Source organism: Alteromonas mediterranea DE (assembly GCF_000020585.3).
Taxonomy (GTDB): Bacteria; Pseudomonadota; Gammaproteobacteria; order Enterobacterales; family Alteromonadaceae; genus Alteromonas; species Alteromonas mediterranea.
The window spans coordinates 410968-426265 of sequence record NC_011138.3; the positions used below are offsets into that span (position 1 = coordinate 410968).

Here is a 15298-nt window from a genome sequence, read left to right on the forward strand (position 1 = left end):
CACTTCATATTGGCACGAACTAAGCTTCCCGCCAGCCAATGAACCCTTATTATTCGTTTTTGCACAGATTTTTAATCAACATCGAATCCTTAAACACTTGTCCTCCCAACCTACATTTTGTTCCACATACGCTATTCTCAAAAGGTGCAGAGAAATATGAAAATCGTTTATTTTGGAAACGACTTATTCTCGAATTGTTTGTCACTTCTAATTAAAAATAGATTGAACATTGAACGCGTTTTTATAAACGATGTTCAGGAAAATGCGAGCTTCATCAAACGAATTTGTCGTAAATACAATATTGTTTATTCCACTGAAAAACCAAGTATCGTGACTCTTAAAGGATATTTAAATGACGAACAGACAGTCTTTGTTGTAGCCGATTACGGATACAAAGTACCCACAAACGAAATAAAATATGCGATTAATATCCACCCATCTTTACTACCCAAAAGTAGAGGCCCAACCCCACTCACCTACATTATCGACAACCCTGAGAACGCGGGTGTTAGCATTCATAAACTCACTGAGAAACTTGATGCAGGTAGCATCCTAATCCAAGAGAAATTTGAGGTCGAAAACAATGAAACGATTTCATCATTGATGGTCAAGTCTCAGTTACTCGCAGAAACTCTGTTAGAAGAATTACTTAATAACTTTAATGAGCTTTATAATAACGCCACACCTCAATTGGAAAAGCTAGCGTCATTCCAAAGTCTACCTCCAGTAAAAAGAAGGTTTGTAAATTGGGATCAAAACACCGCTCAATTTAGTCATGCCCTTCGACAGTATGGGCACTTTGGGATTCTTATTTCGTTAGATAACGCGTTATATATCGCAAATGATGTCGAAGTCACAACTTTCAGTCACGATTTCACGTGCGGTAGCATAATCTTTGAGGATGCACTGATTAAAAGCATTGCTATAAATGATGGCTATGTTGTACTTTCTAAGCGTAGTTTAAGGCTATATGAATCAAGAGTACTAAACTAGTTGATTACGGCTTTAATGTTTAAAGGTGCTAAGCACTTTTTTGTGTTGTGTTGATCTACGTCAAAGTAAGAATAACGGAATACCGCTACTATTCCCTTACTCACTGATGGAGTTTATTGTGTCAGGCATTTATAAGTGGTTTAAATTAGTACTAATAGCTGCGCTGCTTTCACAGCACGGCTTTGCTATGACGAACCCAATTAAATGTGATGGTCACGACACATCAGAATCTCATATGTCCTCAAATGATTCCTTATCAAGCGTAGAACATACTACTTTAAATAATCACACACTTCATTCAGAAAAGAACCAGGATGTACAGCACTGCGAAGGAAATGATCAATCGATATGCGCGTGCTGTATAGGTGCTTACTGTGCAACTTCTTTAACCCAATTTTGTATACTTTCAAATATTGAAATTCTGATAAGTGAAAACATTAAGCAAAGCTCATTTTCAGATATAAATATTACCCCTTTAATTGGTATACACTCTCCTCCCTTCCACCCTCCGATTAAGAGCTACACATAAACTCAGTGAGGCTTTTCTCTAAGTTTTCTTTACTAATCAATTGCAATCAAAGAATGTCTTAGACGATCAACTGCTTAATTAATATACATTAAGACACTGTTTGCTATCAGTAAACGAACAGCAAGTATTATCCGCCTCACTTACAAACGCATTACATCTTAGAACCGAAAGTTTCACGAGTTACATGCCTATTGACTCGCGTCCCACAAACAGGTTTAGCCTTTAGGTATAAGTAAAATTTTAGGTTAAAGACATCGGAACAACTATGAAAGTAAGAGAGATCGCAAGCGCCTTGGCTACAACGCCAGATACTGTTCGCTATTACACGCGCTTGCAGTTAATAACGCCGGCAAAATCTGACAATGGTTATAAATTCTATTCAACGAAAGATGCTTCCAGGTTGCGGTTTATATTAAGTGCAAGGCATTTAGGTTTTTCAGTTGAAGATATCAAGCAAATTCTCAGAGAAGCAGATAATGGAAAGACCGCTTGTCCCCTAGTTAGAACCTTAATTGCAAGAAGGCTAGCAGAAACAGAAAGACAATTTAAGGCAATGTTGTTACTCAGGCAAAATATGATGCTGGCAGTAAGGAAATGGGGAGCAATGGGTGACAAAGCCCCATCCTCACACGTGGTCTGTCATTTAATAGAAGAGTTTGAACACACCGTCCTGGAGGAAAACATAAATGACAGAACTTAATGCAGGTGTTTCTTCAGAAAAATTGTTGTCCGTCAAAAAACAAGTCTTCTAAAAATAGGAAAAAAGGAGAGCACTATGAGTGCAGAAGTAACACAGCGACAATTAGTGATAGAAGGCGCCGGATGTGCCAGTTGCGTTGGAAAAATAGAAGCTGCCTTGAAGCAGACGCCGGGAGTGCAGAATGCCGAAATGAACTTTGCAGACAGAACAGTACTTGTATCGGGTACAGCGGATTCTCAATTATTGGTTCAAGCAGTAGAGTCCGTTGGTTACAACGCAAAGCCTTTCGAAGATAAGCCTGACACTGATGTAGTCGATGAAAAAGAAGCAGCGGATAGGACCTATTACAAAAAGCTGATGCGAGATACTTTCATTGCGCTTTCGCTAGGTATCCCTCTAATGACTTATAGCATTGTTGTCGACGAAATGACGGTCGAGACTAATGTCGAGAGGTTGTTGTGGCTAGCAGTTGGCCTACTGACGCTGGGTGTAATGTTCTTTTCCGGCCGGCATTTTTACATCGGTGCGTGGAAGAGCTTTAAAAATCATTCTGCCAATATGGATACACTCATTGCACTTGGTACAGGCACAGCATGGTTCTATTCGATGTTGGTAGTGTTGGTACCTGAAGCAGTGCCGTTAATGGCAAGGCACGTTTATTTTGAAGCTACAGCTATGATCATTGGTCTAATTGATCTGGGGCTTGCCTTAGAACTAAAAGCCCGCGGAAAAACCTCAGAAGCAATCAAACGTTTAATTGGATTACAAGCGAAAACAGCCACGGTTATTCGCGACAATAAAGAGGTCCAGGTCGCTATCGAGCAAGTGCTTTTTAACGATGTCATCAAAGTCAGGCCTGGAGAAAAAGTGCCTGTTGATGGTGTGGTTGTTGAAGGCCATACGTCAATCGACGAGTCAATGCTAACCGGGGAACCGATGCCAGTTGAAAAATCACATGACGATGAAGTCGTTGCTGGAACTCTCAACAAGTCAGGAATGTTTCTATTTAAAGCAACTCGAGTAGGTAAAGACACGGCACTGGCGCAAATCATTGCAATGGTTAAACGCGCACAAAATTCAAAGCCGCCTATTGGGCGCTTGGCCGACGTGATATCCGCTTACTTTGTTCCTGTGGTCATGATTATATCTGTGCTCAGTGCGCTAGCATGGCTGAACTTTGGGCCTGAGCCCGCACTGGCATTTGCCATAGTTTCGGCCACCACTGTATTGATCATTGCTTGTCCATGTGCATTGGGCCTAGCCACGCCGATGTCAGTTATGGTGGGGGTTGGAAAGGCTGCTGAAGCCGGCGTGCTAATTCGCAACGGCGAAGCGCTACAAACGGCATCAAAAATCAGTGTGATGATACTGGATAAAACCGGAACGATTACGGAAGGTACACCCAAGGTCACTGACATAATTTTAGCCAATTTCAGTGATGAAAAGACAGTGCTGCAATTGGCAGCTAGTCTGGAAAATGGTTCAGAGCACCCATTAGCAATGGCGATAGTAGAAAGTGCCCACGACCAGGGCATTGAGCTGCTGAAAACCGAAGAGTTTAATGCGATTACCGGTATGGGGGTTGAAGGCCGTTGTGAAGGAAAGGCCTTATTGTTTGGTAACAGCAAGCTTATGGCTTCAAAAGGGGTGGGCATAGGTAATTATTCAGAGAAAGCACAAACACTGGCCAAAGACGCCAAAACTCCCATGTATTTCGCTGTAGATGGACAACTTGCTGCCATCATAGCGGTTGCCGACCCGATAAAACCTGACTCTGTTTCTGCCATCAAGCGTCTTCAGGCTAATGATATCCGGGTCATCATGTTAACGGGGGACAACAAAGAAACTGCTGCTGCAGTGGCAAAGAAAGCGGCAATAAGCGAGTTTTTTGCTGAAGTATTGCCCGAAGATAAGGCCAACAAAGTACATGAATTACAGCAGCAGAGAGAAGTAGTGGGTATGACTGGTGATGGAATTAACGATGCTCCGGCTCTTGCCTTGGCTGATGTTGGCTTTGCCATTGGTACAGGAACGGACGTTGCCATTGAAAGCGCCGATATCACCCTGATGCGCGGCTCGTTGCATGGTCTGGCCGATGCTATAGCGGTTAGTAAAGCCACCTTGCGCAACATTAAGCAAAACTTGTTTGGAGCCTTTATCTACAACGTAGCAGGTATACCTTTTGCGGCGGGCGTGCTCTATCCATTTTTCGGAGTATTGCTAAGCCCAGTTATCGCCGGAGCCGCCATGGCATTTTCTTCGTTAACAGTGGTATCAAATGCGAACCGGCTTCGCCTATTCAAGGCAAAGGACCACTAAGGAGTTTTCTTATGATGATAATTAATATTGTGGGACTTACGGGTATTGCACTGATTATTTGGTGGTTTTGGTTATACAAGCCTGATCAGACAGTTACTGAAAGTAACGAAATACTCATAGAAGTAAAAAATGGCGTGTACTCACCAGCGTCTATTCAGGTAAACGCAAACCAATCTGTTACGTTGAAGTTTTTGCGCAAAGATGAGTCTCCCTGTTCCGAAGTACTGCTAATTCCTTCATTAGATATCAGTGAGCAGCTAACGCTTAATGAGGTAACACCAATTCACCTCGAAAACGTCCCACAGGGCGAACATACTTTTCACTGCCAGATGCAGATGTATCGCGGTGTTCTTACGGTGGTATAGGAGGAGTCATGAAAAACAGTCACCCCAGATTTTGGTCAACACCTACAGGGTGGGCAGCATTAGCGATGATCGCTGCCGTTACTTATTTTTTAATTTTCGAACATGGTCATCATGTCCTTCAGTTTCTTCCCTATTTGATTTTATTGCTGTGCCCATTCATGCATATATTCATGCACAGTAGCCACGGTAAACACGGACACGCCCACGAACATTCTCGCGACAGTGACAATAAGCAGAAAAGTTTTCAGGAATTGAGTGATAACAACGCGGCTTATCGTGATGGATACATTCAGGGGTTGGAGGAAGGCCGAAAGGAGTCACTTAAAAAGGACAACCAAGATGAATGATACATATGATTATGGCTTATGGTCAATGGTGATACTGAACTCAGCTATTTTTATCTTTTTTGCATTCAGTTTTGTAAAGCCAAAATCTTCCACCGACTGGCGAAGTTTGGGGGTATTTTCTGCGTTTATTGTAGCCCTGTTTACCGAAATGTATGGCTTCCCACTGACTATTTATTTCTTGTCAGGATGGCTTGCTGAAACCTATCCGGAAGTAAACTTTTTTGCGCACGAAAACGGACATCTGTTGCATACTTTCTTTGGTTTTAAAGGCGACGCCCACTGGGACCCATTTCATATCGCCAGTATGGTATTTATTGTTGCAGGATTCTTTATCTTGTCCTCAGCATGGAATGTGCTGCACCACGCTCAGAAGAACCATCACTTAGCTAAGACTGGATGGTATGCGCGGTGTCGCCACCCTCAATATTTAGCCTTCATACTGATCATGTTCGGTTTTTTGTTGCAATGGCCGACCATTCCCACACTGGTCATGTTTCCAGTTTTAGTTGTTGTGTATGTGAAACTGGCAAAGCGTGAAGAAGCTCTGGCTATTGCTGAATTTGGCGATGAGTATGTGAGCTATATCAACACGACACCTGGCTGGATCCCAAACCTCAACTTTAAATTAAAAGGTGAAAGCCATGAAAAAATTCACTAAATCAATCATTTTTTCAACCACATTAGTAATGGCTGCAACATCGCAAGCTCAACAAATGGAAGAGCATGAGCATAAGGGCTCAGACAAGCCAGAGATTCAAACGGGAATGCCTATGCGTGGCCAAGATATGCATATGATGAATGCAAAAATAAAGTCGATGAAGGAAGAAGTTAACGCTATCAAAGAAGAAAAGAATCCCAGCAAGCAGCGTGAAATGATGAAAAAACACATGCAATCCATGATGGGAATGATGCATATAATGCACGAAAAAATGGAAGGGCAACCCATGCAAAACCAAGTTGATATGGCAGAAAGGCATCTTAAGATGATGGAAGTAATGATGTCGAAAATGGATGGAAGCCATTCACCCGAATCTCAGAAACATTCAAATTAACACCCGAGGAGAAAGATATGAGTGATTTAGACCACAGAGTCGGTGTCAGAGAAGCAAATTTAGTCGTTCGGAATTTACGGCTCAGCAATGTCTATGAGGCAAATTGCGAGCCCCTAATTGAAGAGATTGACAAGCTCTTTGGCATTGATGAGGTGAGCTACAACATCAAAGAAGGGGCTATTCACCTGGCATATGATGCGACACATATCGATTTAGACGGTATTGAAGCGATCATTCGAAAACACGGCGCAGATCTTCACAATGACTGGTGGACACACACAAAAGAAGGTTATTACCAGTTTGTAGATCAAAATATAAAAGACAATGCGACGCACAAACCGTGGAGTTGCCACCACTTGCCGCAGGGCGCTCACAGGAAGCGTACATAACCTTAATGTGCTCTACGTTCTCACTCAACAACAATGCTGAGCGATGTCGTTACATTATGATGCTGGCTTTAAGGAGGCGTAAGATGAAAATTCGAGAAAATGTATTTGCGTTCGCGTGCGCCGCATCGTTCAGCTTCGAGAGTGTTGTTAGTTGTTAGTTCTTTGTTCATTATTACAATGCCCGACATGATGTCACCCATGGCTGGTAATATAATGTTTTCAGACTGGCAAGGGATGATATGGAACGTGCCTTTATTGGGTGTAGTGATAGGCGGAGCTTTATGGGCTTTGTTCGCAGGTGTACTGGGTTGGCTTATTGCCAGTATTTACAATAGGCAGCTGTAGTAGTGAGGGCTAAATAAATAGTCAGTATTTGTCCTTTTAGCACAGGTACGATATTTGCTGATATCTACTGCCACATAAATTTAAACTAACGGTGAGATATTATGATAACCAATAATTCAGAATTAGCCTTACAGCAAGCCATGCAACTACCCAGTCAAACCAATACAGAGAAGCAGGGTTGTAGCCAGCCACCTGAGTCAAAAGGACAGGAGTTTGCTGAAATAATGAATACACTGAAGCAGCAAAAAAGCGGTTAAAGTGTGCCACGAGTAAAAATAACCGGCACGCTAATGCCGGTTAATTCCTTTCCTATTCATAACAACTGCGCTTACCTTTTAGGCTGCTACTCTGCCTACGCTGAATATTGTCTTACTCCGTCGATGTAGTTCATGAACAGCTTCAATGATTTGCATCAGTTATAATTTTTATCATCATCATCATACGCATGGAGCTTTAGAAACCATTTCTCAGCCGCGAATACGATAAGAAGTCCAGCCACAGAAATCCCAACAATGAAGATATCTGATTTTGCTTTCACCCACATAAAAGATAGAAGAACAATGATATCGAGAATAATTGCACTGACTAGTACCCAAGCTTTAGCTTGCACATCATCTCGTAAATGCTTGAACACTCCCCAGTGGATGAAGATATCCATTACGATATAAAAAACTACACCGATTGAGGCTATGCGGCTCAAATCGAAGAATATGGTAAGAAATATTGCGATGACTAACGTATAAATTAAGGAATGTCTTCTTATATCTCCCGGTAATGAAAAATGACGGTGAGGCACAAGTTGCATTGATGTAAGCATCGATAGCATTCTTGAAACAGCGAAGATGCTGGCAACGACACCGGAAGACGTGGCAATAATCGCGAAAGCTATAGTAAACCAAGCACCATACTGGCCGAATGCGGGTCGAGATGCTTCAGCAAGCGAATAATCTTTTGCCTGTATTATTTCGCCAATTGATAAATTTGCTCCTACTGCAACTGCGACAAAAACATAAAGTACCACACAAATGGATATAGAAATGACTATGGCCCTTCCTACATTTTTTTCTGGTTGTTTGAGCTCGCCTCCGCTGTTTGTGATTGTAGTGAATCCTTTGTATCCCAAAATACCAAGTGCCACGGCTCCGAGAAAACCGGTTGCGCTGGTATCTTGCGGTTGAGCTGAAACGCTCTCAAACGACAAACCGGTTGCCCACAGCCCACCAATTGCCAAAACTGCAAGTCCTGCTATTTTGATAAAAGCCATAATAAATGAGAGGGTCTGTATGAATTGATTACTCAAAATATTAACAATGAATGCCACAATAAGAAGACTCACGCCAAGCGCTGGTATAAGCCACTCAGCGCCCTGAGAGTCAAACAATTGTAGGACATAAGTGCCAAAAGTGCGGGCTACCAAACTTTCATTGATAACCATGGAAAAAAACATTAGCAATGCACAGGCACCAGTCAGCAGACCTCTACCATAGGCTTTTTTCAGAAACATGGCGATACCACCTGCAGAGGGGTATTTCTGTGCCATTTTGATGTAACTGTATGAGCTAAACCCTGCAATTATCGCTGCAACTAAAAACGCAAAAGGAAACCATGTGCCTGCCAGCTCTGCTATTTGCCCGGTTAAAGCAAATATACCAGCACCTATCATTACACCAGTTCCCATCGATACCGCGCCCCAGAGGCTTAACGAATCTTTCCTGTTTGAATGCTCGTGTTCATTCATATTGGTTACTCCTTTATGTCATGTGAGCCTGAGTAACAACAAAAGCAACCTGCAGCAAATATAAGGACACAGGCCCATTACAAAACAAATTCGAAGACGTGTAGAAAGAAATAACTGGCAATGGCATACCAGTTATTTCATTTTTAGCGTAGGGCGTTTAAAACCAAATCCTTGCACCTAACACTACACCAGTTTCACTGGTTGACTTGCCTTCAGCCTTTAATGCATCAGCTGTATTTCCCAAAGCTTTGCTGTAATAAACACCGACATAAGGTGCTACCTCCCTCACTATTTCATGCCGATATCGCAAACCAATACGAATATTACTCAACCCGCTTTGACGGTCATACTTTTCAGAATCGGTGAGGTTGGCAACAACTTCCAGTCGCGGTTGCAGATAGGAAACTTGACTTAGTTGCCAGTCATATTCGGTTTCATTGATGAACTGCATGTCACCGTCTTCGTTAATACGCAGTGAATTTTCCATTTCAAACCAGTAAGGAGCTAGACCTTGATAACTGACCACCGCATAGTTCTCCATATCCGCATCTGATGACAGCTCTCCCTTTGTGCCCACACCAAATTGTATAGACCAAAAAGAAGAAACTAGATAACCGTACAACAGTTCTGCTCGTTCCAGATCAGTAGGCATTCCATCGTTTTGTGTATTTTCGCCTTCGCTTTTAAAAACAAGACGATGGTAATCTCCGCCATACCACGCTTGCATGTCCCAGACCCCTATATTTTGCTGCTCATCAGTGCGAGTATATTCAAGTCGGTCAAATAGAACTTGGCCAAAATATTCATTAGGAATAGGAGATGGCCAGTCATCTCTTGATTGAGCCAAAGCATTGTCAACGCTCAAAGTTAATGTTATTAGGCCTGCTATTAATATCTGTTTCATTTTAATCTCCTATGCGACCTGTACAACACGAAACATACCTGCTTCCATGTGGTATAGCAGGTGACAATGAAACGCCCACTCACCGGGGGCATCTGCGCTGATTTGTAACGAGACCTTCTCTCCAGGCTTGAGGCTGATCGTGTGTTTACGAGGTCTTGGATATTGGCCGTTTTCAAGTTCCATCCACATACCATGTAAATGAATAGGGTGATCCATCATAGTGTCATTAACCAAGATCAGACGTAGTCTCTCGCCATAATTGAAACGTACATATCCGTCTACTTCACTAAACTTTTTGCCATCGAACGACCACATGTACCTTTCCATATTGCCCGTTAAGTGAAGCTCAATTTGACGTTCCGGCTCTCTTTCGTCAGGCCAAGGACTTTCACCGACTAAATCTGTATAAACAAGGACACGATGTGGGCTGTCTTCCAAACCGATCCCAGGTTCATCCAACCTAGAACTTGGATTTTTAGCAATCATCGCTGCACCAGCGCCGTGCCCGTCTTCGCTGTGGACAATGTCTATGCTTTCTACTGGGAGCTTTTTGGAGGGGGTCATTTCTCCTTCCATTTGGGTGCCATGCATTGTATGGGCGCTATGCTGCCCCATTCCTTTCATTTCACCTTTTGGAGCAGCCATGCCCGAGCTGTCGACCTTGGACTTATCCATATTCATGCCTTTCATACCAGACATGTCCATCCCCATCGCCGCCATACCACGCTCTGTGATAACTCGCTGTGGGGGAACCTCTGCAGTAAGGCCAATTGACGGGGTTAGGGTGCCACGCGCATATCCACTTCTATCAAAACTTTCCGCAAAAAAGGTATAAGCTTTTCGCTCTTTTGGCTGAACGATTACGTCATAAGTTTCCGCTACTGCAATTCGAAACTCATCCACATTTACTGGTTTAACAGGCTGACCATCTGCAGCTACAACTGTCATTTCAAGCCCTGGGATGCGAAAGTCGAAATAAGTCATCGCAGAACCATTTATGATCCTCAACCGGATTTTCTCGCCTACTTTAAACAGGGCTTGCCAATTATCTTGTGGTGTCCGGCCATTCATTAAGTATGTATATGTACTGCCTGTAACGTCAGCTATATCGCGAGGGCTCATACGCATTGCACCCCACATAGCACGCTCTTCCCATGTATCGGCAAGCCCTTTTTTCTTTACGTCTTCTAACGTGTCGAAAATAGTTCGCTTTTGATAATTGTAATAACCTTCCGCTACCTTCAGTTTTCGCATAACGTCATGGGGGTCTGAAAACGTCCAATCGCTTAAAATAATTGTATGTTCCCTATCAGCCCCAATGTCCCCATCTGCGGGGTCGATCACAAGAGGTCCTAAATGGCCCAACTGTTCCTGGAGGCCTGAATGACTGTGGTACCAGTAGGTGCCGTTTTGCTCGACATCGAATGCATATTTAAATGTTTCGCCAGGTTTTATTCCGGCAAAGGAAACTCCCGGAACGCCATCCATATCTGGTGGTAAAATAATCCCGTGCCAGTGTATTGAAGTATCTTGGTTTAGGTGGTTAGTTACATTGAGGTGCGCTCTCTGTCCTTCTTTCAATCTAATCAACGGGCCCGGCATTTGACCATTGATCGTTATAGGTGAGCCCATATTTGAGCCTATTGGCAATTGCGCTTTTGACACATTGAGATTTTTAATATCACCTGTCAAAACTTGATCTTTAAAATGGCGACCAACAGGTGCTGCCCATAGAGGACTAACGTTGGTTAACGCAGCCGCAGCGCTTGAGGTCAGGGCAGCGAGCACAAATCTTCTGCGACCGTTGTCGATAGAATTTTTCATAGTTTTTAGCCTTTGAATTGATACTAACTGGACGAAGGAATTTCATCCATTTAAAAAGTATTACTAACTAAGTCAGTACCTTAGGCTATCGGTGGGCGGAAAGGTGGAGTGAAAATTTTGGGGGGAACAGCTAGAGCGATAATGTCATACTGCTCAGCAAAAGTTGTTTCAAATTGACGAATGGGAACGTAAAAAAGACTTGCAAAGTGGTAGCAATTGGTAGCTATACACATACATCCATCATTGCAGCAACCTGATTTACCCGAATGCGAGGGGTGTCCATCAGTGTGAGCGCTTTGATGCTTAGAACTAGGTGAACTGCTACGTTTCTCCTCATGAGCGTCTGCGAATTTGTGAGAAACCTTAGTTAATGAGCTATGTTCATCCATTTTCATTTCACACGCATCAACTGGCACGGTAAACAGTACCAATAAATATCCAATGCATAGTGTGAAAATAATAGATCTCATAACTTTGTATTTGCTCTCAACCTTTACGCGACGTTATTCCCTTAGAAAAGATAAGTCTTAAGGACACTTTAATCAATGACATTTGCTTGTAACTAAGATAAACAACTTCCTATGTAGTTAAACAAGCAGTCTTTTCAATCTTAAAAGCTGATAGAGTTACTTTTATTAAGTTTAGTCGATAAGCAACTCTTGTAACTAAAAAGATAACATGAGTAATGCGCCTGCTATCATAAAAATGTTTTCTGATAGTGAAACAAAACCTAACGGCACGTTACTGTCCCCACCGACACAAGCACATTTGAGCTCCCGTTTATCCACATATACTGCTTTAAAGACAGAAATTGCCCCAACGGTTCCTATAAATAGTGAAAATGGCGCAACAGCTATGGCAGGCAGTTGAGCTACCATTCCTATCCCCGCGTAGGCTTCAAGAAATGGGTAGATGTAACCATATCGAAGCCACCTCATTGCCAACAAATCGTAGGTTATGAACGAATTTGTAAAACTATACAAATCCTTCAATTTTTGAACTGCAAGTAGGGTCATTGAGAAAGCAATAAAGAGAACCAGTGTTCTTATAGAGATGAAGTCTTCAGAAACAAAAAACTGGAATGCTAACGATAGCAGAGCTGCCACAGAAAAAATCGCAATAACAGGTGCATAAGTAGTTCCGTTCTGCCCCGCTTCTCCTTTCCCGAAGTATTTACGAAGCTCATCATATCCACCAACTCGCTTTTCTTCGATGAAGGTTTGAGGCGTCGTTTCTACACCATGCTTTTGCTTGAAATCATCGGTGTCATTACGTGAAGTAAGATGATTGTCTTCTACTGAATAGCCTTCTCGCTCTAGTAAGTCTTTTGACCTTAAACCGTAAGGGCAAATGTGCTCTTTAGTAACCATTCTATATAGGATAGCTTTCTTACTCATTTTCCTTTCCTTTATTCAATTTACCTTCAAATTGAGGAATTGGACGCTGTTCGGCCTGTTCCTGAGTTGTTACCTTGCCATTCTTATTTATATCCTCTATCAACCACTCCATCTCCTTTATTTCCTTTCGCTGAGCTTTAATAATGCCGTTTGCTAATTCTCGTACGCGAACGTCTTCAAGGTTAGAACGCTCACTAGTCAAAATAGCTATAGAGTGATGAGGAATCATTGCTTTCGTGTAAGCGGTATCTGAAATGGTACTTTGTGAACGAACAAGATAGATACACAAGGCGAAAGTAAGTGCCGCTATTATAAAAATGGCTGTATTGAGTTTCTTGTTGCTATACATACCTAACATGAAAGCTAACATTATAATCGCCATGCCTGCCCCCATATAGAGTGCCATATAAGTCCTTGTCTCACTGAACCAGACATGCGAGATAGCGTAGGTATTTAAGTACATCATTAAAAACATCGCTACAGTTGAAGTTATTATCATTGCAGCGAACTTAGAGTATTTCATATGTAATCCTTACTTAAGAAACAGTTAATATTTGTAAATCTTTCTAACAAAAGATAGTTTGAGAGAGGTCAAAAACCAATCAATCTTAACTAGTCAAGTTTTGTACCAATAAGGAAATATTATGTTTTTGTCTCTATTAATAGTTTTAGTTACCCTGATGGTCTGCGTAGCGCTGCATCTTTTTAATATTTCGGTAATTGCGGACAATGTTAGCGGGAGATTGAAGGGTACTTGGACAAAAACACTGTCGGTCGTAGTAATTGCCATTTTGAGCCAACTTTTACTAGCAGTCATTTTTACGCTGGCGTATGAAATCGGACTTTATTTCGAGCTCGGCGATTTTAAGCAACCTGCCACTTCTATTGATATTTTTTACTTTTCACTAACTACGATCACTACATTGGGTCTTGGAAGTATCGAGCCGGACGGACATCTACGAGTGATAGCAGGAGTTGAATCGGCTACAGGATTTCTACTAATAAGCTGTTCAGCATCGAAAGTGTTCAAGCATATGTAAAAACTGTAACCTGAGAAGGTGTAAACATCCTGCCGATAGGAATAGTTTTTCATGAAATAATATTTCGCAAATTATTCTCTTTTTAGATACCCAAAAGCGAACAAGAGAGCGCTCTTTGCTTCTCTTTGAAAGAAGTTTGAGGGTATAGCTTAGCAAACGTTTCAGAACCAAAAGCACGGTTGAAAGCTGACTTTATTATCTCAAAACTGATTTAAATCTGGGCTATGATCTTGGCACTTTTATTCGAGTCGCTTATGCAGATATATTTGGGATTACTATAGGAGCATACGCACAACTTCGGTAATTCCTTCATCCCTGATAACTCTAGTTTCCAAAAGCAGTTACAGCTTGAGTTCGAACCAATGAACATACGAGCTGTGTTGTGCTATTTACTTCTCTTACGGACATTTTTGCGGGCTTTGAGGTTCTTCCTGCAGCCTTTCGAAGATTATGAATCAATACTAGTAATTGAATTTTTTGCTGAGTTATGATTTTCGTTTGGTTTTAGAGCGCATTGATTAAATTTACATATCTTCAATAACTATTCTTTATTTTTAAAAGCAACCGAAGAAGCCACCGTTAAACGACCAAGTAAAGGGGTCTTTGTTCAAGCGACTAATAAAAAGTAACTTTATCTCCCCATATGGTGGACTAAATACACCCACGCTTTTTGAACTCCTCGACCCATTCTTTAAAGCGTTTTTCGTCTCGCTCTGCAGTCTTTGCGCGTCTATTTAATGTTTTCTTGGACAATGCTTTGGGCTCTTGTTTATCAAAAGTAACTCCAGATAAAGCGTCGGCACGCATTTCGGGCTTTACATGACTGTAATACTGCTCGATCATTGCTGCACTAGTTCCACATTGGCGCGCAATTGCGTACATGCTGGTTCCGTTGAGAAGCTGCCACGTAATGTAAGTATGTCGGAGAGAGTATAGCGTTCGCGGTCCTCTGGGTGACTCTTTTAGTCCCGAATTTTGAAGAGCTTTCTCAAATGCCTTACCTAATTGCCTTGTGGATTCGCCACTTGCTAGCAAAAATAGTTTTTTGATTTGCAGAGCCATTTTTTGTGGCTGGTTATTATAAATCGCGCATATCAGCGTTCACTGCTATCTGATTACAAGCATTTTACATCAAGCTGATTTCCGCGCTTTTCACGCAATTTGGACACAATTAAAGCCCAAAGACGCGTTTTTATTAAAAAACTTATGCATGTTCTTGCCTACTTTTCAAAATGGGTACTACGCTTACTTCATGTGAGAAAAGACAGTCATAAATAACTTTGCTACCGACTAAAGGTGTCAAAGTGATTGTGCATTTATTCAAGACTGCCTTTTAGCTTGGTGCAGCGGCTAACG

Annotated in this window: 17 protein-coding genes; 11 read left to right on the plus strand and 6 right to left on the minus strand. The window is 42.0% G+C overall.

The genetic code is table 11. The annotated features are described in order from the left end of the window. The first annotated feature begins 156 nt into the window (after positions 1-156). The 10 genes from MADE_RS01865 to MADE_RS20640 all read left to right on the plus strand — a co-directional run bounded on the left by MADE_RS01865 (position 157) and on the right by MADE_RS20640 (position 7296). The gene (locus MADE_RS01865) at positions 157-993 is read left to right on the plus strand and encodes a formyltransferase family protein (protein ID WP_012516904.1); all 837 of its coding nucleotides are present in this window, start codon (positions 157-159) and stop codon (positions 991-993) included. Positions 994-1787: 794 nt separating this feature from the next. Then, positions 1788-2222 carry a MerR family transcriptional regulator gene (locus tag MADE_RS01875; RefSeq protein WP_012516906.1) on the plus strand — a complete coding sequence of 145 codons (435 nt, stop codon included), beginning with the start codon at positions 1788-1790 and terminating at the stop codon, positions 2220-2222. A gap of 75 nt (positions 2223-2297) precedes the next feature. Beyond that, positions 2298-4541, plus strand: coding sequence for a heavy metal translocating P-type ATPase (locus tag MADE_RS01880; protein WP_012516907.1), 2244 nt, complete (start codon positions 2298-2300; stop codon positions 4539-4541). An 11-nt stretch (positions 4542-4552) separates the two neighbouring features. After that, entirely contained in the window at positions 4553-4906 is a 354-nt protein-coding gene (locus MADE_RS01885) for a cupredoxin domain-containing protein (protein WP_012516908.1), read from the plus strand. An 8-nt stretch (positions 4907-4914) separates the two neighbouring features. Next, positions 4915-5253, plus strand: coding sequence for a DUF2933 domain-containing protein (locus tag MADE_RS01890; RefSeq protein WP_012516909.1), 339 nt, complete (start codon positions 4915-4917; stop codon positions 5251-5253). Further along, complete coding sequence (locus tag MADE_RS01895; protein ID WP_012516910.1) at positions 5246-5911, plus strand: methyltransferase family protein; 666 nt, start codon at positions 5246-5248, stop codon at positions 5909-5911. The genes MADE_RS01890 and MADE_RS01895 overlap by 8 nt, the downstream gene beginning before the upstream one ends. Further along, positions 5895-6305: a hypothetical protein gene (locus MADE_RS01900; RefSeq protein WP_012516911.1), complete on the plus strand. Its 411-nt coding sequence runs from the start codon at positions 5895-5897 to the stop codon at positions 6303-6305. The genes MADE_RS01895 and MADE_RS01900 overlap by 17 nt, the downstream gene beginning before the upstream one ends. Before the next feature lie 17 nt (positions 6306-6322). Next, positions 6323-6694 (plus strand): hypothetical protein, encoded by a 372-nt coding sequence (locus tag MADE_RS01905; protein ID WP_012516912.1) that lies wholly within the window; start codon positions 6323-6325, stop codon positions 6692-6694. 198 nt (positions 6695-6892) lie between these two features. Continuing rightward, entirely contained in the window at positions 6893-7039 is a 147-nt protein-coding gene (locus MADE_RS20805) for a DUF5676 family membrane protein (RefSeq protein ID WP_230962199.1), read from the plus strand. 101 nt (positions 7040-7140) lie between these two features. Continuing rightward, positions 7141-7296, plus strand: coding sequence for a hypothetical protein (locus tag MADE_RS20640; RefSeq protein WP_012516914.1), 156 nt, complete (start codon positions 7141-7143; stop codon positions 7294-7296). Between the two features lie 155 nt (positions 7297-7451). Here MADE_RS20640 and MADE_RS01915 read toward each other — a convergent pair whose 3' ends face one another. The 5 genes from MADE_RS01915 to MADE_RS01935 form a co-directional block, all read right to left on the minus strand. Then, on the minus strand, positions 7452-8777 hold the full coding sequence (locus MADE_RS01915) for an APC family permease (protein WP_012516915.1): 1326 nt from the start codon (positions 8775-8777) through the stop codon (positions 7452-7454). A 157-nt stretch (positions 8778-8934) separates the two neighbouring features. Further along, positions 8935-9681: a copper resistance protein B gene (locus MADE_RS01920; RefSeq protein WP_012516916.1), complete on the minus strand. Its 747-nt coding sequence runs from the start codon at positions 9679-9681 to the stop codon at positions 8935-8937. 9 nt (positions 9682-9690) lie between these two features. Further along, positions 9691-11505 (minus strand): copper resistance system multicopper oxidase, encoded by a 1815-nt coding sequence (locus MADE_RS01925; RefSeq protein WP_012516917.1) that lies wholly within the window; start codon positions 11503-11505, stop codon positions 9691-9693. 665 nt (positions 11506-12170) lie between these two features. After that, positions 12171-12902, minus strand: a complete 732-nt coding sequence (locus tag MADE_RS01930; RefSeq protein WP_012516918.1) for a MauE/DoxX family redox-associated membrane protein — start codon at positions 12900-12902, stop codon at positions 12171-12173. Then, complete coding sequence (locus tag MADE_RS01935) at positions 12895-13425, minus strand: DUF305 domain-containing protein (protein ID WP_012516919.1); 531 nt, start codon at positions 13423-13425, stop codon at positions 12895-12897. The genes MADE_RS01930 and MADE_RS01935 overlap by 8 nt, the downstream gene beginning before the upstream one ends. A gap of 121 nt (positions 13426-13546) precedes the next feature. Between MADE_RS01935 and MADE_RS01940 the strand changes: the two genes are divergently transcribed. Beyond that, on the plus strand, positions 13547-13942 hold the full coding sequence (locus MADE_RS01940; RefSeq protein WP_012516920.1) for an ion channel: 396 nt from the start codon (positions 13547-13549) through the stop codon (positions 13940-13942). A gap of 651 nt (positions 13943-14593) precedes the next feature. Here MADE_RS01940 and MADE_RS20810 read toward each other — a convergent pair. Continuing rightward, complete coding sequence (locus MADE_RS20810) at positions 14594-14824, minus strand: hypothetical protein (protein ID WP_232363093.1); 231 nt, start codon at positions 14822-14824, stop codon at positions 14594-14596. Between the last annotated feature and the right edge of the window lie 474 nt (positions 14825-15298).

Bases quoted from the DNA above. Each gene is read 5' to 3' on its own strand.
- MADE_RS01915 (WP_012516915.1), bottom strand. From the start codon at position 8,777: ATGAATGAACACGAGCATTCAAACAGGAAAGATTCGTTAAGCCTCTGG.
- MADE_RS01935 (WP_012516919.1), bottom strand. From the start codon at position 13,425: ATGAAATACTCTAAGTTCGCTGCAATGATAATAACTTCAACTGTAGCG.
- MADE_RS20810 (WP_232363093.1), bottom strand. From the start codon at position 14,824: ATGTACGCAATTGCGCGCCAATGTGGAACTAGTGCAGCAATGATCGAG.
- MADE_RS01890 (WP_012516909.1), top strand. From the start codon at position 4,915: ATGAAAAACAGTCACCCCAGATTTTGGTCAACACCTACAGGGTGGGCA.
- MADE_RS20640 (WP_012516914.1), top strand. From the start codon at position 7,141: ATGATAACCAATAATTCAGAATTAGCCTTACAGCAAGCCATGCAACTA.
- MADE_RS01900 (WP_012516911.1), top strand. From the start codon at position 5,895: ATGAAAAAATTCACTAAATCAATCATTTTTTCAACCACATTAGTAATG.
- MADE_RS01920 (WP_012516916.1), bottom strand. From the start codon at position 9,681: ATGAAACAGATATTAATAGCAGGCCTAATAACATTAACTTTGAGCGTT.
- MADE_RS01895 (WP_012516910.1), top strand. From the start codon at position 5,246: ATGAATGATACATATGATTATGGCTTATGGTCAATGGTGATACTGAAC.
- MADE_RS01875 (WP_012516906.1), top strand. From the start codon at position 1,788: ATGAAAGTAAGAGAGATCGCAAGCGCCTTGGCTACAACGCCAGATACT.
- MADE_RS20805 (WP_230962199.1), top strand. From the start codon at position 6,893: ATGGCTGGTAATATAATGTTTTCAGACTGGCAAGGGATGATATGGAAC.
- MADE_RS01925 (WP_012516917.1), bottom strand. From the start codon at position 11,505: ATGAAAAATTCTATCGACAACGGTCGCAGAAGATTTGTGCTCGCTGCC.
- MADE_RS01885 (WP_012516908.1), top strand. From the start codon at position 4,553: ATGATGATAATTAATATTGTGGGACTTACGGGTATTGCACTGATTATT.
- MADE_RS01880 (WP_012516907.1), top strand. From the start codon at position 2,298: ATGAGTGCAGAAGTAACACAGCGACAATTAGTGATAGAAGGCGCCGGA.
- MADE_RS01905 (WP_012516912.1), top strand. From the start codon at position 6,323: ATGAGTGATTTAGACCACAGAGTCGGTGTCAGAGAAGCAAATTTAGTC.
- MADE_RS01940 (WP_012516920.1), top strand. From the start codon at position 13,547: ATGTTTTTGTCTCTATTAATAGTTTTAGTTACCCTGATGGTCTGCGTA.
- MADE_RS01930 (WP_012516918.1), bottom strand. From the start codon at position 12,902: ATGAGTAAGAAAGCTATCCTATATAGAATGGTTACTAAAGAGCACATT.
- MADE_RS01865 (WP_012516904.1), top strand. From the start codon at position 157: ATGAAAATCGTTTATTTTGGAAACGACTTATTCTCGAATTGTTTGTCA.